General features: G+C 61.7%; 16 protein-coding genes. 13 read left to right on the top strand and 3 right to left on the bottom strand.

What is annotated here, in order from left to right; genetic code table 11:
• Positions 1 to 246 precede the first annotated feature (246 nt).
• The 13 genes from EBL_RS13495 (at position 247) to EBL_RS20630 (ending at position 14,624) form a co-directional block, all read left to right on the top strand.
• On the top strand, positions 247 to 1,533 hold the full coding sequence (locus EBL_RS13495) for an MFS transporter (protein WP_002439074.1): 1,287 nt from the start codon (positions 247 to 249) through the stop codon (positions 1,531 to 1,533).
• A gap of 189 nt (positions 1,534 to 1,722) precedes the next feature.
• Positions 1,723 to 3,930, top strand: coding sequence for a thiamine pyrophosphate-dependent enzyme (locus EBL_RS13490; protein WP_002439075.1), 2,208 nt, complete (start codon positions 1,723 to 1,725; stop codon positions 3,928 to 3,930).
• 12 nt (positions 3,931 to 3,942) lie between these two features.
• Positions 3,943 to 5,433 (top strand): indolepyruvate oxidoreductase subunit beta family protein, encoded by a 1,491-nt coding sequence (locus EBL_RS13485; RefSeq protein WP_002439077.1) that lies wholly within the window; start codon positions 3,943 to 3,945, stop codon positions 5,431 to 5,433.
• 10 nt (positions 5,434 to 5,443) lie between these two features.
• Positions 5,444 to 5,869: an acyl-CoA thioesterase gene (locus EBL_RS13480; RefSeq protein ID WP_002439079.1), complete on the top strand. Its 426-nt coding sequence runs from the start codon at positions 5,444 to 5,446 to the stop codon at positions 5,867 to 5,869.
• Positions 5,866 to 8,163: a bifunctional salicylyl-CoA 5-hydroxylase/oxidoreductase gene (locus tag EBL_RS13475; protein ID WP_002439080.1), complete on the top strand. Its 2,298-nt coding sequence runs from the start codon at positions 5,866 to 5,868 to the stop codon at positions 8,161 to 8,163. The genes EBL_RS13480 and EBL_RS13475 overlap by 4 nt, the downstream gene beginning before the upstream one ends.
• Entirely contained in the window at positions 8,160 to 9,290 is a 1,131-nt protein-coding gene (locus tag EBL_RS13470; RefSeq protein WP_002439081.1) for a cupin domain-containing protein, read from the top strand. Before EBL_RS13475 ends, EBL_RS13470 begins: the two co-directional genes overlap by 4 nt.
• Positions 9,290 to 10,201 (top strand): fumarylacetoacetate hydrolase family protein, encoded by a 912-nt coding sequence (locus EBL_RS13465; RefSeq protein WP_002439082.1) that lies wholly within the window; start codon positions 9,290 to 9,292, stop codon positions 10,199 to 10,201. Before EBL_RS13470 ends, EBL_RS13465 begins: the two co-directional genes overlap by 1 nt.
• A gap of 10 nt (positions 10,202 to 10,211) precedes the next feature.
• The gene (locus tag EBL_RS13460; protein WP_002439083.1) at positions 10,212 to 11,240 is read left to right on the top strand and encodes a carbon-nitrogen hydrolase family protein; all 1,029 of its coding nucleotides are present in this window, start codon (positions 10,212 to 10,214) and stop codon (positions 11,238 to 11,240) included.
• Positions 11,240 to 11,995: a maleate cis-trans isomerase family protein gene (locus tag EBL_RS13455; protein WP_002439084.1), complete on the top strand. Its 756-nt coding sequence runs from the start codon at positions 11,240 to 11,242 to the stop codon at positions 11,993 to 11,995. Before EBL_RS13460 ends, EBL_RS13455 begins: the two co-directional genes overlap by 1 nt.
• A gap of 13 nt (positions 11,996 to 12,008) precedes the next feature.
• Complete coding sequence (locus tag EBL_RS13450) at positions 12,009 to 12,452, top strand: MarR family winged helix-turn-helix transcriptional regulator (protein WP_002439085.1); 444 nt, start codon at positions 12,009 to 12,011, stop codon at positions 12,450 to 12,452.
• Between the two features lie 110 nt (positions 12,453 to 12,562).
• Complete coding sequence (locus EBL_RS13445; protein WP_002439087.1) at positions 12,563 to 13,456, top strand: alpha/beta hydrolase; 894 nt, start codon at positions 12,563 to 12,565, stop codon at positions 13,454 to 13,456.
• A gap of 146 nt (positions 13,457 to 13,602) precedes the next feature.
• Positions 13,603 to 14,409, top strand: a complete 807-nt coding sequence (locus EBL_RS13440) for a DUF4198 domain-containing protein (RefSeq protein ID WP_002439089.1) — start codon at positions 13,603 to 13,605, stop codon at positions 14,407 to 14,409.
• Positions 14,410 to 14,531: 122 nt separating this feature from the next.
• Positions 14,532 to 14,624 carry a YoaK family small membrane protein gene (locus tag EBL_RS20630; protein WP_034919991.1) on the top strand — a complete coding sequence of 31 codons (93 nt, stop codon included), beginning with the start codon at positions 14,532 to 14,534 and terminating at the stop codon, positions 14,622 to 14,624.
• 13 nt (positions 14,625 to 14,637) lie between these two features.
• On the opposite strand, the gene EBL_RS13430 is transcribed toward EBL_RS20630, so the two are convergent.
• The 3 genes from EBL_RS13430 to EBL_RS13420 are packed head-to-tail and all read right to left on the bottom strand — an operon-like array spanning position 14,638 to position 19,582.
• Positions 14,638 to 15,762 carry an ABC transporter permease gene (locus tag EBL_RS13430; RefSeq protein ID WP_002439091.1) on the bottom strand — a complete coding sequence of 375 codons (1,125 nt, stop codon included), beginning with the start codon at positions 15,760 to 15,762 and terminating at the stop codon, positions 14,638 to 14,640.
• Positions 15,762 to 18,518: a ribosome-associated ATPase/putative transporter RbbA gene (gene rbbA / locus EBL_RS13425; RefSeq protein ID WP_002439092.1), complete on the bottom strand. Its 2,757-nt coding sequence runs from the start codon at positions 18,516 to 18,518 to the stop codon at positions 15,762 to 15,764. Before rbbA ends, EBL_RS13430 begins: the two co-directional genes overlap by 1 nt.
• Positions 18,515 to 19,582, bottom strand: coding sequence for an HlyD family secretion protein (locus tag EBL_RS13420; RefSeq protein WP_002439094.1), 1,068 nt, complete (start codon positions 19,580 to 19,582; stop codon positions 18,515 to 18,517). Before EBL_RS13420 ends, rbbA begins: the two co-directional genes overlap by 4 nt.
• Positions 19,583 to 19,842 lie beyond the last annotated feature (260 nt).

Below are 19,842 nucleotides of genomic sequence, written 5' to 3'. Positions count from 1 at the left end.
TTAACAATGCATGATCAATCATGCAACGATATACACGTTAACCAGGTTCGCGGATTTTTGTCAGACGAGAATCCGATAACGAGACATTGATCATTCTGTGCGCACAACGGATCCCCCCGTGGTTACGCCATCCTGTGCTGTCGTTATCCGGTTTATGCCGATATATCTGCGGATAACGCGCGGTTTATTGACCCTGTTAGTGGTTTTTTCTATGGCTGATAACGTGTCAATTAACCGGAGCCAGTCATGACAATTGAAATAACCCAAAGTGAGGTGCGCCCCTATGCGGCAACCCGGCGCGTATTACTGGCCTGCTGGCTGAGTATTCTCTTCGAAGGGTACGACGTTGGCGTTATGGGGGCGGTGCTCTCCAGCATGGCGGAAGATTCCCGCTGGGGGCTGACCCCGATGCAACTGGGGGCGCTGAGCAGCTATGCCCTGGTGGGGATGTTTTTCGGGGCGTGTGTTGCCGGTACGCTGAGTGAGCGCATCGGCAGGCGGCGCATGCTGCTGTTGTGCGTGGGGCTGTTTTCCCTCGCGATGCTGGCGACGGCCTGGGCGCCCACGCCGTTCTGGTTCGGGGTGGCCCGGCTTATCGGCGGGCTGGGGCTGGGTGGGGTTATTCCCATGGCGGCGGCCCTTACCGTGGAGTATTCGCCCCCGGCCCGGCGCAGCTACAACTACGGGATCATGTACTCGGGCTATTCGCTGGGGATCCTGTGTGCGGCGCTGGTGGCTATGTGGCTTATTCCCCACTTTGGCTGGCGCAGTGTGATTGGAGTAGGGGCGTTACCGCTGCTGGCGCTGGTGCCCATTGCCCGGCTGCTGCCTGAATCCCTGGAGTATCTGGTCAGCCGCGGCAGAATGGATGAAGCCCGGCAACTGGCTCAGCAACTGGGGGTGCCGCTGCCCCAGACCGGAGCCCCGCACCCGGGCGCACAGCAGCCGGGGTGGCGCCACACTCTGGGGCTGCTGTTTTCACCTGCCTGGCTGCGGGCCACGCTCTGTTTCTGGGTGGCGCTGTTTTGCGGCATGTTGCTGGTCTACGGTCTCAATACCTGGCTGCCCACCATTATGCGTAAAAGCGGCTATGCCCTGGGCCCGAGCCTGCTGTTTCTGGTGGTGTTCAGCCTGACATCGGCCATTGGCGGGCTGTGTCTCGGGCGCATTGCCGACCGGCTGGGGGCCCGGCGGGCGGTGGCGCTCTCTTATCTGCTGGGGGCGGCGGGGATCTGTGCGCTGATGTTCAAACACAGCCTCGGGGTCAATATTCTGCTGACCGGGATTGCCGGGCTCGGGAGTATTTCCGCCTCGCTTATCCTCACCGGTTATCTGGCCACCTGGTATCCCGGTGCCAGCCGGGCTGCGGCCACCGGCTGGGCGCTGAGCTTCGCCCGTATCGGGGCCATGAGCGGGCCGCTGTTCGGGGCCTGGATTGCCGGAAGCGGCCTGGCGCTGTCGTGGAATTTTGCCGCGTTTGCGCTGGTCTCTCTGGTGGCGGCGTTGGCGGTACTACTGCTGCCGCGCCGTTAATTCAGGTATCAGGGGGGCTCCCCCCCTGAGCCCGGGGCGCTTTTCCCGGCGATTTATCCTTCCTGTGCAGTGCTTATCCATCTTTCGCATAAAAGGCAATTCCATGACTAATCATGGATTGCCTGGCGTCGTGCTGTTGCATACAAGTTATGCATATCGGTTAAAAACGTTAATGACAGTGGGGTTGCGATGGCTGAACGTTCGTTTGCACAAGAGGTAAAAAAACTCAACTTACCGGCAGGGGAAGTTTTCAGCGGTGAGGGGATTCTGGCGGTGACCAAGGCACTGCTGGAGTCCGGCGTGGCCTATGTGGCGGGCTACCAGGGGGCGCCTATCTCCCATCTGATGGATGTGCTGGCAGACGCGCAGCCCATTCTTGATCAGTACGGTATCCGTTTTGAAAACAGCGCCAGTGAAGCCACTGCCGCCGCCACGCTTGCTGCCTCGGTAAACTATCCGTTGCGCGGCGCGGTCACCTTCAAAGCGACTGTCGGCACTAACGTGGCATCCGATGCGCTGGCAAACCTTGCCTCCGGCGGGGTGATGGGCGGCGCGCTTATTATCGTCGGGGAGGATTACGGTGAAGGGTCATCGATTATGCAGGAGCGCAGCCACGCTTTTGCCATGAAATCCCAGATGTGGCTGCTGGACCCGCGCCCGAACCTGCCCTGTATCGTCCAGGCGGTGAAAGACGGTTTTGACCTTTCCGAAGCCAGCAACACCCCGGTAATGCTGCAAATGCGCATCCGCTCCTGCCATGTTCACGGCCAGTTTGTGAGTGGGGAGAACCGGGCACCGGCCTTTACCGTCCAGGACGCGCTGGAAAACCCGCAGCGCGATATTGACCGTATCGTGCTGCCACCGGCCAGCTTTCTGCATGAAAAAGAGAAAATTCACCAGCGCTGGCCTGCCGCTATCCGGTTTATCCGCGAACGGGGGCTGAACGAGTTTTTTGCCGAAGGCACCCGGGATGTGGGCATCGCGCTACAGGGCGGGAACTACAACACCCTGATCCGCGCCCTCAATCAGCTGGGGCTGGCGGATGTCTACGGCAACAGCCAAATCCCGCTGTATGTGATGAATGTGGCCTACCCGCTGGTGGATGAAGAGCTGGACCGCTTCTGCCGCGACAAGCGGGCGGTACTGGTGCTTGAAGAGGGCCAGCCGAACTTTGTTGAGCAGAACATCGCCAGTATTCTGCGCCAGCTGGATCTGGGCACGCGCCTGCACGGTAAAGATCTGCTGCCGCTGGCCGGGGATTACAACACCGCCACGGTACTGGCCGGGCTGCGCGCCTTCCTTGAGCGTTATGAAGTTCTGGAGCCGGAATCCACAGTGGCGGCCCGTCAGGTGCGGATCCCGATGGCAAGCGTGGTGCCGGATGTGGTCAATGCCGCCCCGGTGGTGAACGTGGCCCAGGCCACTGCCAGTGCCCCACCGTTAACGGATGCCATCCACGCCCGCCCGCCGGGATTTTGTACCGGCTGCCCGGAGCGGCCCATTTTTACCGCCATGAAGCTGATTGAGCGGGAGCTGGGGCCGCACCACGTCAGCGCCGATATCGGCTGCCACCTGTTTTCTATCCTGCCGCCGTTTAACCTCGGCAACACCACCATGGGGTACGGATTAGGCGGGGCGAGCACCTCGGCCCTGAACAGCAAAGAGGGCAAACGCGCCATTGCGGTGATGGGGGACGGGGGCTTCTGGCACAACGGCCTGACCAGCGGCATCGCCAACAGTGTCTTTAACCAGAGCAATAACCTGACCATTGTGGTGGACAACAGCTACACCTCCGCCACCGGCGGCCAGGATATTTTATCCTCCACCGCCCTTAATGCTACCCGCAGTACCGGCCATGACATTGAAAACGCCGTGAAAGGGGTGGGGGTGAAGTGGGTGAAAACCGTTCGCCGCACCTATGACCTGAAAGCGATGACCGCCACCCTGCGCGAGGCGCTGACCACCAAAACCCCGGGGCCGAAAGTGCTGATAGCCCAGAGCGAGTGCATGTTAAACCGCCAGCGGCGCGAGAAGCAGCAAACCCGCAAAGCGCTGGAAAAAGGCGAGCGGGTGGTGCGCGAGCGCTTCGGGGTGGACCCGGACACCTGTACCGGGGATCACTCCTGCATCCGCCTGTCCGGCTGCCCGTCGTTATCGATTAAGCCTAACCCGGATCCGCTGCGCACCGACCCGGTCGCAACGGTTATCAACAGCTGTGTCGGGTGTGGCCTGTGCGGGGAAGTCTCCCACGCGGCGGTGTTGTGCCCGTCGTTCTATCGGGCGCGCATTGTGACCCATCCGGGGCGCAAAGAGCGGCTGCTGGAAGCGCTGCGCCGGCCGTTAATTAACTGGTTACAGCGCCGGGATGCCCGTCGCATTGCCCGCTATAGCTTCTGAGGAGTCTCTGTTATGCCGGTATTACAACCAATCAAAATTGCCATTCTCGCCATGGGGGGAGAAGGGGGCGGCGTACTGGCTGACTGGATAGTCAGCCTCGGGGAAGATAACGGCTATTTTGCCCAGACCACCTCGGTTCCCGGCGTGGCCCAGCGCACCGGCGCCACTATCTATTATGTGGAGCTGTTCCCGGGGCTCGGCAAGCCCGGGGCGCAGCCCCCGGTACTGGCCCTGATGCCGATGCCGGGTGATGTGGATGTGGTGCTGGCCTCCGAGCTGATGGAGGCCGGGCGCGCAGTACAGCGTGGGCTGGTCACCCCGGAGCGCACCACCCTTATTACCTCTACCCACCGGGTGTACGCCATTGGCGAGAAAACCGCCATGGGGGATGGCCGGGTGAATAACGACACCTTAATCAGCCACGCCAGTAACGCGGCTAAGCAGTTTATCCGCTTCGATATGGCCCGGGCCGCGGAAGAGACCGGCAGCGTGATAAGCGCCGTGCTGTTCGGGGCGCTGTATGGCTCCGGGGTGCTGCCGTTTAGCGAAGAGCAGTTTACCGAGACCATTAAACGGGGCGGTGTAGGGGTGAAACCGAGCCTGGCGGCGTTTGCCCTCGGGGCACAAAACGCCCGGCTGGAAGAGGCCGCCCCGATGGTGGCGATCCCCCCGGCACCGGCCCCGACAGATGCGCGGGTGGCGGCGTTGCTGGAGCGTATTCCCCGGGAGCTGCCGGAAGAGGCCAGCGCCACCGCCATTGAAGGGGTACGCCGGATGCTGGACTACCAGGATGTGGCCTACGCCAGTTTATACCTTGACCGGCTGCGGGATCTCTCCCGCCAGCCGGGCTGCGACAGCCCGGTGTTACTGCGCGAAGCGGCGCGCCACCTGGCGTTGTGGATGTCCTGGGAGGACACCATCCGGGTGGCGGATCTGAAAATCCGCGCCAGCCGTTTTGCGCGGGTGCGTGACGAGGTGCGCCTTCAGGAGCGGCAACTGCTCAGCATTAATGAATATATGCACCCGCGGCTGGAAGAGATCTGCGAAACCCTGCCCGCCGGGCTTGGCCGCTGGCTGCTGAAACCCGGCACCGCGAACCGCCTGCTGAGTGCCACTACCCGTAAAGGCCGGGTAGTGACCACCAGCTCCCTCGGGGGGTATCTGCTGCTGTGGGGGCTTTCCCGCTGGCGGCGCGGGCGGCGGCTGACGCTGCGTTATCAGCTGGAAACGGCCCGCATTACCCAGTGGTTGCAGTATGTCGTACGGGCGGGTGCATTTAACCCGGCTCTGGCGCTGGAAATTGTCCAGTGCCAGCGGCTGGTCAAGGGCTACGGGGATACCCATGCCCGGGGTCTGCGCAACTACCAGATCCTGATTGATATTGTCGAGCGCCACGACCGTCACCTGGCACCGGCCACCCTGCGTGAGCTGCGTGATGCGGCCCTGGCCGATGAGCACGGTGACAAGTTGCGCGAATGCCAGCGCCGTCTGGCCCTGAACTGAGGAGCGTTTTATGAGTGCCACCACGTTTACCCGCCCGCATCGCATCCGCTTCTCGGAGTGCGATCCTGCCGGGATCGTGTTTTACCCCCAGTATTTTGTGATGTTTAACAATCTGCTGGAACAGTGGGTTGATGAGTTAGTGCCCGGCGGCTTCGCCGGTTATATCGGCGAGCAGCGTTTTGGCCTGCCCACGGTACACCTGGAAGCGGATTTTAAAGCCGTCAGCCGTATGGGGGACGATGTGGTGCTGCAACTGGAAGTTATCCATCAGGGCACCCGGTCACTGAAGCTGGCCCTGAGCTGCACCAGCCTTGAGGGGGAGTTACGCATGCAGGTGGTCCAGACCCTGGTCACCACCTCCCTTGATACCCACCGCGCCATTGATATCCCGGCAGCCTTGTCCGCTGCCCTGAACGCATCAGGAGAAGCTCCATGAACATTGTTTGTATCGGCGGCGGCCCGGCGGGGCTCTACTTCGCCCTGTTAATGAAGTTACAGAACCCGGCTAACAACATTGTGGTGGTGGAGCGTAACCGCCCGTTTGATACCTTCGGCTGGGGGGTGGTGTTTTCCGATGCGACCCTGGAAAACCTGCGCCAGGCGGACCCGGTCAGCGCCGAACAGATAACCAGCCAGTTCAGCCGCTGGGATGATATCGACATCCACTTTAAAGGCAGCGTTAACCGCAGCGGCGGCCACGGGTTTATCGGGATCGGGCGCAAAAAACTGCTCAATATCCTCCAGGAGCGCTGCCAGGCGCTGGGGGTCGAGCTGGTGTTTGACACCCTGGTGGAAGACGATCAGGCGCTGGCGGCCCGCTACCAGGCGGATCTGGTTATCGCCTCTGACGGGATCCACAGCCGTATCCGCACCCGTTACCAGGAAATTTTCCAGCCGGATATCGACCAGCGCCAGTGCCGCTTTGTCTGGCTGGGCACCCGCAAGGTGTTTGATTCGTTCACCTTCCTGTTTGCCGAATCGCCCCACGGCTGGTTCCAGGTGCACGCCTACCAGTTCGAGCCGGGCTTATCGACCTTTATTGTCGAAACCACCGAGCAGACCTGGCAGGCCGCCGGTCTGGACACCATGAGCCAGGAAGAGGGCATCGCCTATTGTGAGAAGCTGTTCGCCCCCTGGCTGGACGGTGAACCGCTGATGTCGAACGCCGCCCACCTGCGCGGGGCGGCCATCTGGATCCGCTTCCCGCGGGTTATCTGTAACCACTGGGTCCACTGGACCACCCGGGATAAAAAAGAGATCCCCGTTGTTCTGATGGGGGACGCGGCCCACTCCGCCCACTTCTCGATTGGCTCCGGCACTAAGCTCGCCCTTGAAGATGCCATTGAGCTGGCCAACAGCCTGCGCCAGCACCAGGGCAATTTGCGCCCGGGCCTTGAGCATTACGAGGCGGTGCGCAGTGTGGAAGTGCTCAAAATCCAGAATGCGGCGCGTAACTCCACCGAGTGGTTCGAAAATGTCGCCCGTTATGAAAACCTGGCCCCGGAGCAGTTTGCCTACTCGCTGCTGACCCGCTCCCAGCGTATTTCCCATGAAAACCTGCGCCTGCGGGATCCCCAGTGGCTGGCAGGCTACGAACAGTGGCTGGCCGGGGAGCCCGGCGTGCCGCCGGTGCTGACCCCTTACCGGCTGCGGGAAGTGACCCTCGCCAACCGGGTGGTGGTGTCGCCCACCTTACTCTACCAGGCCCGTGACGGGGTGCCGGGTGCGTTCCACCAGGTTCACCTGGGGAGCCGGGCGCTGGGCGGGGCCGGTCTGGTCCTGACCGAGATGACCGCCGTTTCGCCTGGCGGGCGGGTGACTCCGGGCTGTCCGGGGCTGTGGAACGATGAGCAGGCCCGGGCCTGGCGCCAGATAACCGATTTTGTCCACCAGAACAGCAACGCCCGCATTGGCGTGCAGCTTGGTCACGCCGGTCGCCGGGGCTCCACCCAGTGCGGCCAGGATAAGCCGGATACGCCACTGGTGCAGGACAACTGGCCGCTGGTGTCGGCCTCGCCGCTGCCTTATCTGGCCGGGGTATCGCAAATTCCGGCAGAGGCCAGCCAGGCGCAACTGGCGGCAATCTGCGAGGAATTTGTCGCCGCGGCCCGCCGGGCGGTTGATGCAGGTTTTGACTGGCTGGAGTTGCAGGCAGGCCACGGTTTCCTGCTGTCGGCCTTTATCTCCCCGCTCACCAACCAGCGCCGGGATGAGTACGGCGGCAGCCTGGAAAACCGGGTGCGCTTCCCGCTGGAGGTCTTCCGGGCGGTACGCGCGGCCTGGCCTGCCCGGCTGCCGATTTCCGTGCGCCTGTCGACCACTGACTGGGTCGCGGGTGGCACCACGGTGGATGAGTCAGTGGAGATAGCCCGCCTGTTCCGGGAAGCCGGGGCCGACATGATCACCTGCTCTTCCGGGGAAGTGTCCGTTGATCAGAAACCGGTATATGGCCGCATGTTCCAGACCCCGATGGCAGACCGGCTGCGTAACGAAGGGGGCATTGCCACCATGGCGGTCGGGGCCATCAGCGATGCAGACCAGGTCAACGGGATTATCGCCTCTGGCCGGGCGGATTTGTGCGCCATTGGCCGCCCGATGCTGGCAGATGCCAACTGGTTGCAGCGCGAATGCGCACGCTACGGCTGGGAACAGGTGGCCTGGCACCCGGCCTACCTCTACGGGCGGGACGTATTACAACGGGCCACAGGACCACAGGGGAGAAACCCATGAAACACGATCAATACCGGGAAAATATTGCGGGCCGGGCGGATGTGGCAGATACCCCGGAGCTGGTGGCCTACTACCAGCAGCTCGCGGAGCTGAAAACCGGCGCCCTGTGGACGGTTGCCAATAAAATTGAGCCCTGGCAGCCGAAGTCGTCCTCCGTGCCGGTGCTGTGGCGCTACCGGGATCTGCGCGAGCATGTGCTGCGCTCGGTGGAGCTGGTCACCCCGGAAAAAGCCGGGCGCCGGGTTATCTACCTGAACAACCCGGGGCGCCAGGATGTGGCGGCGGCCGTGGGCTGGCTGTACTCGGGCCTGCAGGTGATGCACCCGGGGGAGGCTGCCTCCGCCCATGCCCATTCCGCGTCGGCGCTGCGCTTTATTATGGAAGGCCGCGGGGCATACACCATTGTGGACGGCCACAAAATGCCCCTGGAGGCTAACGACTTTGTCCTGACCCCGAACGGCACCTGGCATGAGCACGGGGTCGAAGCGGACGGCGCGCCCTGCATCTGGCAGGACGGGCTGGATATCCCGCTGGTCAATGCCATGGAAGCCGGGTTTTACAAAGTCCACCCGGATCTGCGCCAGCAGATCACCGCCCCGGTGGATGACAGTGTCGCCCTGTGGGGGGCGGCGGCGCTGCGCCCCCATAACCTGGGCTGGGATAAACCCTACTCGCCGCTGTTTAAATACCAGTGGGGCCCCACCTATGACGCCCTGTGCCGGGCGGCGCAAGCCAGCGACGGCACCCCCTATGACGATGTGCTGATGCACTACACCAATCCGGTGACCGGCGGCCATGTGATGCCCACCATCGGTGCCAGTATGCAGCGCTTGCGCCCGGGGTTTGTGGGAACAGCGCACCGCCATACCGGGAGTTTTATCTACCAGGTGGCGAAAGGGGAAGGGTATTCGATTATCGACGGGCAGCGTTTTGACTGGCGGGAGCGGGATATTTTCTGTGTCCCTTCATGGGCACTCCATGAGCATGTCAATCTCTCGCAAAGCGAAGACGCCTGCCTGTTCTGTTTTAACGATCTGCCGGTGATGCAGTCACTGAGCCTGTATTACGAAGAAGCGCTGCTGGACAACGGCGGCCACCAAACCATTTTATCCGAGGGGAAAGCATAATGCGTCTGATTACTTATCGTAGTGAAGTTGCCGGGGCTGGTCGTCTGGGGGCGATTGCCGGGGATTATGTGGTGGATCTGGCGAAACTGGCCCGCCATTGCGGGTCTGAATTACCGGACAATATGCTGGACTTTATCGACCTCGGCCCGGTGGCGGTTACCGCTGCCACCGCCCTGATGCAGGAATACGAAGGCAACTGGCCGGTGGGCTGCGCCCAGCCCCTGGTGAACGTGAAAGTGCTGGCGCCGATCCCGCGCCCGCGTAAGAACATCTTCGGTATCGGCCTGAACTACGTTGAACATGTGGCTGAGTCCAGCCGCACGCTGGACACCTCAAAAGAGTTGCCCACGGAGCCGGTTATCTTCTCCAAGCCGCCGACATCGGTTATCGGGCCGGATGAGGCCATCGAGCATAACGGTGCCATTACCCAGCAGCTGGACTGGGAAGTGGAGCTGGCGGTGATTATGGGCAGCCGCGCGAAGCGCGTCAGCGAAGCCCAGGCGCTGAACTATGTGTTCGGCTACAGCCTGATGATCGATATGAGCGCCAGGGACTGTCGCCGCGCCGGGCAGTGGATCTACTCCAAAGGCCAGGACACCTACGCGCCGTTCGGGCCGTGCATCGTCACCGCCGACGAGATCCCCGATCCCCACAACCTGAACCTGAGCCTGCGGGTAAATGGCGTAACCAAACAGAGCTCTAACACCCGCCATATGCTGTTTAAGATCCCGACCCTGATTGCTGATATCAGCAAGGGCATCACCCTGGAGCCCGGCGACATTATCGCCACCGGCACCCCGGAAGGGGTGGGGGCAGGGCGCTCTCCTCAGGAGTGGGTATGGCCCGGGGATGTTATCGACGCGGATGTGGAGTACATCGGCAGCCTGCGCCACCCGGTTGTTGCGGTATAAGGAGACAAACATGCTGGAATTGCCTGTATTTACCGCAGCGGCCGTGCAGGCCGCCCCGGTATTCCTCGACACGGACGCCACCGTGGACAAAGCCTGCCGCCTGATTGGCGAGGCGGCGGCCAACGAGGCGAAACTGGTCGCCTTCCCGGAGGTGTTTATCGCCGGTTACCCGTACTGGAGCTGGGTGATGAACCCGGTAGAGGGGAGCCCGTGGTTTGACAAGCTGTGCCGCAGCGCCATTGAAGTGCCGGGGCCGGAGATCCGCAAAATCGCCCAGGCGGCGGCCCGCCACCGCATTAACGTGGTGATCGGGGTTAATGAGCGCCACCCGCAAAGTATCGCCACCCTGTATAACACCCTGGTGACCATCAACGACGAGGGCAAAATCATCGGCCGCCACCGCAAACTGGTGCCGACCTGGGCGGAAAAACTCACCTGGGCCAACGGGGATGCCTCTTCCCTGCGGGTGCACAAAACCAGCATCGGCCCGCTGGGGGCACTGGCCTGCGGTGAAAACACCAACACCCTGGCGCGCTTTTCCCTGCTGGCTCAGGGGGAGCTGGTCCACGTGGCCAGCTATATCTCACTGCCGGTGGCCCCGAAAGATTACGACATGGCGGAAGCCATCCGCCTGCGCGCCTCGGCCCACTGCTTTGAAGGCAAAGTGTTTACCGTGATCGCCTGCTCCACCATCAGCGAGGAGATTATCGAGGCCATGGCCGCCAGCCACCCCCAGGCCCGGGAGCTGCTGGCGCGCCCGAACAGCGCGTTCTCCGGCATTATCGGCCCGGATGGCCGGGTCGTGGGTGAGCCGCTTATCGACCAGGAAGGTATCGTCTACGGTGAGATTGATCTGGGGCGCTGTATCCAGCCGCGCCAGATGCACGACATCACCGGCCACTATAACCGCTTTGATATTTTCGATTTGCAGGTCAACCGCCGCCCCATGAACCCGGCGACCTTTATTGACACCCCGGACAACGGGCCGGATTTTACACATCTGAATGAGACGGCGGAGCCGTTCCAGGAGCCACTCTAATGCAGACGCCACGTACTTTGCGTATCGGCCAGATTGTGCCGTCCTCCAACACCACCATGGAGACGGAGATCCCGGCTATCCTGCGCGCCAGAGAAGCTATCGCGCCGGAGCGTTTTAGCTTTCACTCCAGCCGTATGCGCATGAAACATGTGACCAAAGACGAGCTTGCCGCCATGGATGCGGACAGCGATCGCTGTGCGCTGGAGCTTTCCGACGCGGCCGTTGATGTGCTGGGCTATGCCTGCCTGGTGGCCATTATGAGCATGGGCAAGGGCTACCACCGGGTGTCTGAAGAGCGCCTGCACGCCCGCACGGTCGAAAACGGCCACCCGGCGCCGGTGATCACCAGTGCCGGTGCCCTGGTGGAGGGGCTACAGGCGCTGGGGGCGAAGCGGGTATCGATTCTGACCCCTTATATGAAGCCCCTGACCCAGCTGGTCATTGACTATATTGAGAACGAAAGGATTGAAGTGGTGGACAGCATCTCCCTGGAGATCCCGGACAACCTGGCCGTCGGGCGCCGGGATCCGCTGGCCCCGGTGGAGATCACCAAAAAGCTCAATACCAATGTGGATGTGATCGTGGCCTCCGCCTGTGTGCAGATGCCGTCGCTGGGATCCATTCAACTGATTGAGGACCGGGTCGGGCTGCCGGTGATTTCATCTTCTGTGGCCACCACCTGGATGATGCTCAACCGCCTGCGGCTGGATACTCACGTACCGGGCTTTGGCTCGTTACTTTCCGGCCGCTATTAATCAGGAGCCGCCCATGACGGGATCACCTTCGTTTATCAACGGGTATTTGCCCGCATTACTGGGACAGGCCTGGCTGGTGGTGTCATCAGAGTTTCACTCGGTGGTGGAATCCCGCGGGCTCTCGGTGCTGGAGTGGCGTGTGTTATCGGTGCTGGAGGGGAATGGCCCCACCAGCGTCAGCGAACTGGCGCTGAAAACGGTCAGCAAGCAGCCGACCATTACCCGGCTGCTGCACCGCCTGGAGCACCAGAAACAGGTCGAACGCTGCCCGGATAATGGCGGCGATCGGCGCCTGAGCCGGGTGCGGGTTACCGTTACCGGCAAGAAACTGGTGCAGGAGCTGAACGCAGAAGCGGCGCGTTTTGAAACCTCGGTGCTTGCCCAGCTCGGGGAAGAGCGCAGCCAGATGCTGAAAGCAACACTGTGCACGCTCATTGAGCGCTACGGGCCCGGCTGAGGCCGCGGGCTAAAAACCGGTATGCCGGGGCGTATCGGTATATTATGATTGCTGGCTGAATATGAAAATGCGTCTCATTTGATGCGCTAATCACAGGAAGCCAGCTCTTCATGCCCTATCTCGTCTGTTTACTTGTTCTTACCGCGTTGTGGATCTCCCCTGCCAGCGCCCGGCCGGATATGGCCCCGCTGGGCAAAAATATCGCCGATACCGGTTCCGCCTGGTATCACTTCACCACCCGTGAATTCACCTCCGCAGATGGTCAGCGCCATTACCTGGTCTGGACCGGCACGCCGCGTAAACATGTGCCCGGGGGGTATCCGGTGCTGTATATGCTCGACGGTAACGCGGTGATGAACCGGCTGGATGACGCACTGCTCGGGCGGCTGAGCCAGGGGACACCGCCGGTGATTGTGGCGCTGGGGTATCGGGGGAATCTGCCCTTTAACCGCCAGGGTCGCAGCCTTGATTACACCCCGCCCGGCAGCAGCAACCCGGCCCGGCGCGGGGACGGTATTGTCTATGGGGGGAGCCGTTCGTTTTTAACCCTGCTGACGAGCCGCATTATGCCCGTGGCAGAGCAGGGGATCGATGTTAACCCGGCGCGGCGCGGGCTCTGGGGCCACTCTTACGGCGGGCTGCTGGTGCTGGATGCCTGGCTTAATGCCGGTAACTTTTCCCGTGGCTTTTCCCGTTACTACAGCGCCAGCCCCTCCTTCTGGCTGACCGGGTATCGCCTGGTTGATCAGCTGAGCCACCAGCCCGCCGCAAACCCGGCAGCCCGGCTATGGCTGATGGAAGGCGACGCAGAGGACGCTCGCGGGCTGGCTCCCCGGGGGGAAGGGCGCAGCCATCGCCAGGTTATCAGCCAGCTCCGGGCGGCAGGGGTGCCTGTGCAGGCGGTGGCGTACCCGGGCCTGTCTCACGGGGCGATGTTCCCGGCCTCTGAGGTTGACGCGCTGCTGGATATTGCCGGTGTGGCGCCGTTATCTGCCCGCCAGTAAACCAGGCTGAGGGCCGGTCGCGGCCCGCTTCCCGCCGCAGGGCTGGCCGTTTATCCTGAATTTATTGTGTTATGTTATAACAATTTATGGCCTGTTACCGGCCACAAGACGTTATGTCACCCAACACAAGCAGGTAAGGATAAAACATGCACAAAACAACACGGTTACGGGCGCTAGCCTGGTTTGGTGCGTTACTGGCGGGGAGCGCCAGCGCACATGATTTGTGGCTGGTGCCCACCAGCGACGACAGTGGCGTGATTGCCGAAATCGGCTACGGGCACGATTTCCCCGCCCGGGGCTCAGAGCCGGTGGCGCCGGGGATGTTCAGCGCACCGGTACTGAGCGACGGTAAAACCACCATCACCCTTCAGGCTACTGACCAGCCTTATGTTTACCGCCATCAGGGGGCGCTGGCCGACGCAACATACCTGATGACCAGCGCCACCGCACCGGCTTACTGGTCAGAGACCGCCAGCGGCTGGGAAAAAACCGACAAAACCGGGCGCAGCGACATTAAACAGTGTCTGTTTGTGAAAAAGTTCACCAAAGCGGTGCTGAATACCGCGGCGCAGCCGTCGGCGCAGATAACCGGCAGCGCTCAGGGGCAACAGCTGGAGATTATTCCCCGGGAGGGGCTACTGAGCCGCGACCAGGAGCTGGCATTCGCCGTTCAGCTGGACGGCAAACCGCTGGCCGGGGCGCAGGTGACGGTGAATTCCGCCGAGTATGTGCAGCAGCAGATAGCCCAGGCCCGGGCGCAGGATAAAGACAACCCCCACCCGAAGATAGCCGCACAGTTCAGTGGCAAGACGGATGCGTCCGGCGTGGTGGTCTTCAGCGATGTTGGTGCCGGGTTCTGGCTGGCCCATGTGGGGCATAAATCCCCCTACCCGGAAAGCGCCCGGTGCGATACCCAGTCGCTGGCGGCAACGCTGACTTTTAACCGCCGCTGAGGCCGGTTTGCGCCGGAACGGTTCAGCTTAATTTTTGCTGGTAAATAGCGGTACGCAGGTTAGTATACGCCCCGGACGGGATAGTTCCTCCCGGGGCGTATTGATATTTACAGGGTGATGATATGCGTATTGGTATACTGTTTCCGGTAGCGATTTTTGTGGTAGCCGTCGGTTTTGTCACCTGGTTTATTGCCGGTGGTTACGCCACCTCCTGATTGGGCTGCCGGTTTATGCCATCGTGCCGATGGTTTTGCGAAAACGCAAAAGGGCAATACCAAAAAACACCGCGCCAATGACAAGCAGCGTCAGAAACTGGGGCCAGACCACGGCAAAACCGGCACCCCGGTAGAGAATGGCCTGGGCCAGGCTGACAAAATGGGTGGTGGGCATCGACAGCATAATGTCCTGCACCAGCGGCGGCATACTCTCCCGTGGGGTAGAGCCGCCGGATAACATCTGCAGCGGCAGCAGCACCAGGATCATCAGCAGCCCCAGCTGCGGCATAGAGCGGGCCAGGGTCCCCATAAAAATCCCGATGGACGTGGTGGCGAACAGGCTCAGGGCGACCCCCAGCATAAACAGCAATACGGAGCCCTCAATGGGCACCTGTAGCACCCCCTGCACCATCACCACCAGCGACAGTCCCGACACCACCAGCACCACCAGCCCCATAGACCAGATCTTCGCCAGCATGATTTCAAACGGGGTGACGGGCATCACCAGCAGGTGCTCTATGGTGCCGTGTTCCCGTTCGCGGATCAGCGCCGAGCCGGTCAGCACAATCGCCAGCATGGTGATGTTGTTGATTATCGCCATCACGCCGCCAAACCATTTCTGTTCAAGGTTCGGGTTAAAGCGCATGCGCACCGCCAGATCCACCGGCGAGCCGCCGCTGCTCTGATAGCGCTGAATAAACGTATTTACCTCGCTGTTAATAATATTCTGAATATAACCGTTGCCGGTAAACGCCTGGCTCATGCGGGTGGCGTCCACATTTACCTGAATTTCCGGCTGGCGACCGGCCAGCACATCGCGCTGGAAATTGGGGGGAATATTTACCGCAAAGGTATACTCGCCCGTGTCCAGCCCGGTGTCCATCTCGTCGGCGGTGATCATGTCCGGGGGCAGAAACCAGGGCCGGAAAAACGCATTAATAATGCGGGATGACAACTGAGACTGATCCAGATCGGCCACCGCAATCGGCGCCAGATGCAGGGTGCCCGGCATGGCGGTGGCTGAAGAGTAAACCGAGAGCGTAAAGCTGAAGGCTATCAGCGCCAGCATGGCCTTGTCGCACAGCAGGCTGCGCAGCTCTTTGATCCCGAGGTTATAAATATTGGCTAATGTGCCCATTACCCCTCCTGTTTTTTCAGCAGCAGGATACTCAGCCCCAGCACTACCGGAATGGCTATCAGCAGCGGAATAAACACCGGCCACAGATCCGCCAGATTCAGCGCCTTGGAGAAGGTGCCCCGGGCGATGGTCAGAAAATGGCTGGTGGGGTAGATCTGGCCGATAATACGCGCCGGCCCTTCAAGGGAGGCCACCGGGTCAATCATGCCGGAGAACTGGGTGGCCGGGATCAGGGTGATAATCGCCGTACCAAACACGGCGGCAATCTGGCTCTTCATAAAGGTGGAGATAAGCAGCCCCATACCGGTGGCGACAGTCACATACAGCAGCGCGGCGAGGCTCAGGGTCAGGAAGCTCCCCTTGTGGCTCACCCCGAAGACAAACACCGACAGGCCACACAGCAACAGGAAGTTAAACATCCCCAGCGCAATATAGGGCAGCTGTTTGCCGAGCATAAATTCGCTGCGGGTGGTGGGGGTCACGTAGAGATTGATAATGGAGCCAAGCTCTTTTTCACGCACCACACTCAGGGCGCTGAGCATGGAGGGGATCATCATCAGCAGCAGCGGGATCACCGCCGGTACAATGGCGGGCAGGCTTTTCACGTCCGGGTTGTAGCGGTAGCGGGTTTCAATGCTCATCAGCGGCCCGCCGGTGGCGCTGGCGGCTTTACGGGCCACCACCTCCTGTAACCAGCCCTGATGCATGGCCTGCACATAGCCGCGCACCGTTTCGGCCCGGCTGGGCATGGCGCCGTCGACCCACACCCCGATACTCACCGGGCGGCCCCGGGCCACATCCCGGCCAAAGCCCGGGGGGATCTCAATGGCCACCGCCAGCTCACCGGTGCGCATCCGGTGGTCGAGCTCGTCATAGCTGGTGAGGACAGGCTGTTCGATAAAATAGCGCGATCCGGAGAGGTTTTCAGCCCAGCGCTGGCTGCTGATGGACTGATCGCGATCCAGCACCGCGAAGCGCAGATCTTCCACATCCATGCTGATCCCGTAACCCATGATAAACATCAGGATCACGGTGCCCAGCAGCGCCAGGGTAGAGCGCACCGGATCCCGGCGCAGCTCCAGGGTTTCCCGGCGGCTGTAGCTGAACAGCCGCCGCAGGCTGAAAGCGTGGTGGGGGGCGGAGGTGGTTTCACGGGTGTGAGCGGGGATGGCCACCTCTTCCTCTTCAGGGGGCCGGGCCGGGGTCTCTGCCGCCTCCTGTAGCCAGGCGATAAACGCCTCTTCGAGGGTGTCGGTGCCGCGCTGTTTAACCAGGTTGTCCGGGGTATCGCTGGCCAGCACCTTGCCTGCGTGCATCAGCGAGATGCGGTCGCAGCGCTGGGCCTCGTTCATAAAATGGGTCGAGATAAAAATAGTCACCCGATCTTTGCGCGATAAGTCCACCATCAGTTGCCAGAACATATCCCTGGCGACCGGATCCACCCCGGAGGTGGGCTCATCGAGGATCAGCATTTCCGGGCTGTGGATCACGGCAACCGCCAGGGAAAGACGCTGGCGGATCCCGAGGGGGAGCGACTCCGGCAGGCTATCCTCAACGCTGGTGAGCATAAAGCGCTCGCTCATCCGGGCTACCCGTTCCGGGATGTCACTTTCGGGAATGTGGAACAGCCGGGCGTGCAGCTCAAGGTTCTGGCGCACGGTCAGCTCGCTGTACAGGGAGAAGGCCTGGGACATATAGCCCACCCGGCGGCGGGTGGCGATATCGTCTGAGTTGACCGGCTGGCCGAACAGCCAGGCTTCCCCTTCGCTGGCGGGCAGCAGGCCGGTGAGCATTTTCATGGTGGTGGACTTGCCGCAACCGTTCGAGCCGAGAAAGCCAAAAATCTCACCGCGCGGAATGCGGAAATTAACGTGGTCTACGGCCACAAAATCCCCGAAGCGCATGGTCAGCCCCCGGGCTTCAATGGCTATCTCCTCTGTGCCCGTATCGCGCGGCGGGATCACCACCGGGTGGTGGGCCTCCCGCTGGGCCTGCGGCAGCAGGGCGATAAACGCCTGCTCCAGGGTCTGGCTGTGGGTGCGGGTGCGCAGCGCTTCGGCGCTGCCGGTGGCGAGAATTTCGCTGGCGTTCATGGCAACCAGCCAGTCAAAGCGCTCGGCCTCTTCCATATAGGCGGTCGCTACCAGCACGCTCATATTGCTTTGCCGGGCGCGGATGCTGTCTATCAGATCCCAGAACTGGGCCCGGGAGAGGGGATCCACCCCGGTGGTGGGCTCGTCGAGGATCAGCAATTCCGGGTCGTGAATCAGCGCACAGCACAGGCCGAGTTTTTGCTTCATACCGCCGGAGAGCTTGCCCGCCGGGCGGTCGCGAAACGGGGCCAGCCCGGTACTGTGCAGCAGCTCATTGATGCGGGTTTCCCGCTCGGCTTTGTCGTGACCAAACAGGCGCGCGAAGAAATCGACGTTTTCGTAAACCGAGAGGGTATGGTAGAGGTTCTTTCCCAGCCCCTGCGGCATCCAGGCGATTTTCGGGCAGACGGCGCGCCGGTGGGCCGCATCGCGCATGTCGCCGCCCAGCACCAGCACGTTGCCGCTTTCGATTGCGCGGGCACCGGCAATCAGCGACAGCAGGCTGGATTTGCCGACCCCGTCCGGGCCGATAAGCCCGACCATACAGCGCGACGGGATCCGCACCGAAATATTATTCAGCGCGGTGGTGGCACCAAAGTGCTGGCTGACCCCGTCGAGTATGGCTATCGGCGGGTGGGGCTCATGGCCCTGCACCGGGTTCATTGCCAGGGCCTCACGGTCAGATTCTCCGGCCAGGGTTGCTGGTTATCCAGCCGCACGTAAGCCATACCCGGGAGCCCGGTTTTCACATATTCCAGGTGCTCTGCCAGCAGCTCCGGCGGAATACGCGCTTTGATCCGGAACATCAGCTTTAACCGCTCGTCGCTGGTTTCGACGGTTTTGGGGGTAAACTGCGCCACACTTGCCACGAAACTTATCGTTGCGGGAATGGGCAGGCCGGGGGCGGCGTCAAGGATCAGGCGCGCCTCGCTACCCAGCGCCAGTACACCCGCCTGGCTGGTCGGCAGGAAGAAGGTCATATACACGTCGGACAAATCCACCATGCTCAGCACCCGGCCCCCGGCAGACAACACCTCGCCGGGCTCGGCTATCCGGTACTGGATCCGGCCATCCCGCGGGGCTTTCAGCGCGCTGTCATCGATATCGGCAATGATCCGCCGCTCCGTGGCCTGGGCGGCTTCTACCCGGGTTTCGGCCTGAATAATGCTGGTGCGTGCGGCCTCAATGGCGGCTCTGGCGGCGGAGACATCCGCCCGGGCGGACTCCAGGGATGCCCGGGCGCTTTCCGCCCCGGCCCGGTCGTCATCCAGCTGCTGGGCGGAAACCGCGCCCCGGTTGATCAGGGCCGTTGAACGGGTGTGGCGCTTGGCCGAGGCATTAAGCTCGGCCTGGCGCTGGCGAACGGTGGCCTCATTTGCCAGCATTTCGCTCTGGCGCTGTGCCAGCAGGGCATGGGCGGCGGCCACGGCGCTCTGGGCCTCTTTGATCTGGGCGGCGGCCTCCAGGCGCTGCTCGTTCAGTACCCGGGTATCCATATGGGCGAGAATGTCGCCCTTGCGTACAAACTGGCCCTCTTTTACCGTAATGTCGGCAATACGCCCGGCTATCTTCGTGGCGATATCCACTTCGGTTGCTTCTATGCGCCCGTTACTGCTGGCAAACCCTTCGGGTAAGCCTGCCGGGCGCATTATCCACCATGCACCGGCGGCGATAACCGCCACCAGCCCGAGAATAAGCCACACGGCCCGTGCTTTTCGTTTTTCCATAATCGCTCTGCCTGCTTCCTGTTGGCGGACGGTGCGTGGTGCCGGGAAGAGCGTGATGGGGGGGAGAATCCGTTCTGGCGGAGGTCATCAGCTATCCTGGCTGTCTGTAAAACACGCATATGTCAATGGTTATCGAATAAATACTAACATCATAAGAACATATGTCCATGTTGATCACAGGGGATTAACCGATATCGCCGGTTTTGCCACGGGCGAGGCGGTATTGATAATACGTGCCTTCGACCAGGCCCCTCTTTCGT

This window comes from Shimwellia blattae DSM 4481 = NBRC 105725, assembly GCF_000262305.1.
GTDB classification, from domain to species: Bacteria; Pseudomonadota; Gammaproteobacteria; order Enterobacterales; family Enterobacteriaceae; genus Shimwellia; species Shimwellia blattae.
Note: the sequence above shows the minus strand (reverse complement) of the source record. Positions and strands in the feature narration are given on the sequence as shown.

What these genes read in the sequence shown, in the direction of transcription:
- EBL_RS13495 (WP_002439074.1), top strand. Translation starts at nt 247, where the DNA reads ATGACAATTGAAATAACCCAAAGTGAGGTGCGCCCCTATGCGGCAACC.
- EBL_RS13490 (WP_002439075.1), top strand. Translation starts at nt 1,723, where the DNA reads ATGGCTGAACGTTCGTTTGCACAAGAGGTAAAAAAACTCAACTTACCG.
- EBL_RS13485 (WP_002439077.1), top strand. Translation starts at nt 3,943, where the DNA reads ATGCCGGTATTACAACCAATCAAAATTGCCATTCTCGCCATGGGGGGA.
- EBL_RS13480 (WP_002439079.1), top strand. Translation starts at nt 5,444, where the DNA reads ATGAGTGCCACCACGTTTACCCGCCCGCATCGCATCCGCTTCTCGGAG.
- EBL_RS13475 (WP_002439080.1), top strand. Translation starts at nt 5,866, where the DNA reads ATGAACATTGTTTGTATCGGCGGCGGCCCGGCGGGGCTCTACTTCGCC.
- EBL_RS13470 (WP_002439081.1), top strand. Translation starts at nt 8,160, where the DNA reads ATGAAACACGATCAATACCGGGAAAATATTGCGGGCCGGGCGGATGTG.
- EBL_RS13465 (WP_002439082.1), top strand. Translation starts at nt 9,290, where the DNA reads ATGCGTCTGATTACTTATCGTAGTGAAGTTGCCGGGGCTGGTCGTCTG.
- EBL_RS13460 (WP_002439083.1), top strand. Translation starts at nt 10,212, where the DNA reads ATGCTGGAATTGCCTGTATTTACCGCAGCGGCCGTGCAGGCCGCCCCG.
- EBL_RS13455 (WP_002439084.1), top strand. Translation starts at nt 11,240, where the DNA reads ATGCAGACGCCACGTACTTTGCGTATCGGCCAGATTGTGCCGTCCTCC.
- EBL_RS13450 (WP_002439085.1), top strand. Translation starts at nt 12,009, where the DNA reads ATGACGGGATCACCTTCGTTTATCAACGGGTATTTGCCCGCATTACTG.
- EBL_RS13445 (WP_002439087.1), top strand. Translation starts at nt 12,563, where the DNA reads ATGCCCTATCTCGTCTGTTTACTTGTTCTTACCGCGTTGTGGATCTCC.
- EBL_RS13440 (WP_002439089.1), top strand. Translation starts at nt 13,603, where the DNA reads ATGCACAAAACAACACGGTTACGGGCGCTAGCCTGGTTTGGTGCGTTA.
- EBL_RS20630 (WP_034919991.1), top strand. Translation starts at nt 14,532, where the DNA reads ATGCGTATTGGTATACTGTTTCCGGTAGCGATTTTTGTGGTAGCCGTC.
- EBL_RS13430 (WP_002439091.1), bottom strand. Translation starts at nt 15,762, where the DNA reads ATGGGCACATTAGCCAATATTTATAACCTCGGGATCAAAGAGCTGCGC.
- rbbA (WP_002439092.1), bottom strand. Translation starts at nt 18,518, where the DNA reads ATGAACCCGGTGCAGGGCCATGAGCCCCACCCGCCGATAGCCATACTC.
- EBL_RS13420 (WP_002439094.1), bottom strand. Translation starts at nt 19,582, where the DNA reads ATGGAAAAACGAAAAGCACGGGCCGTGTGGCTTATTCTCGGGCTGGTG.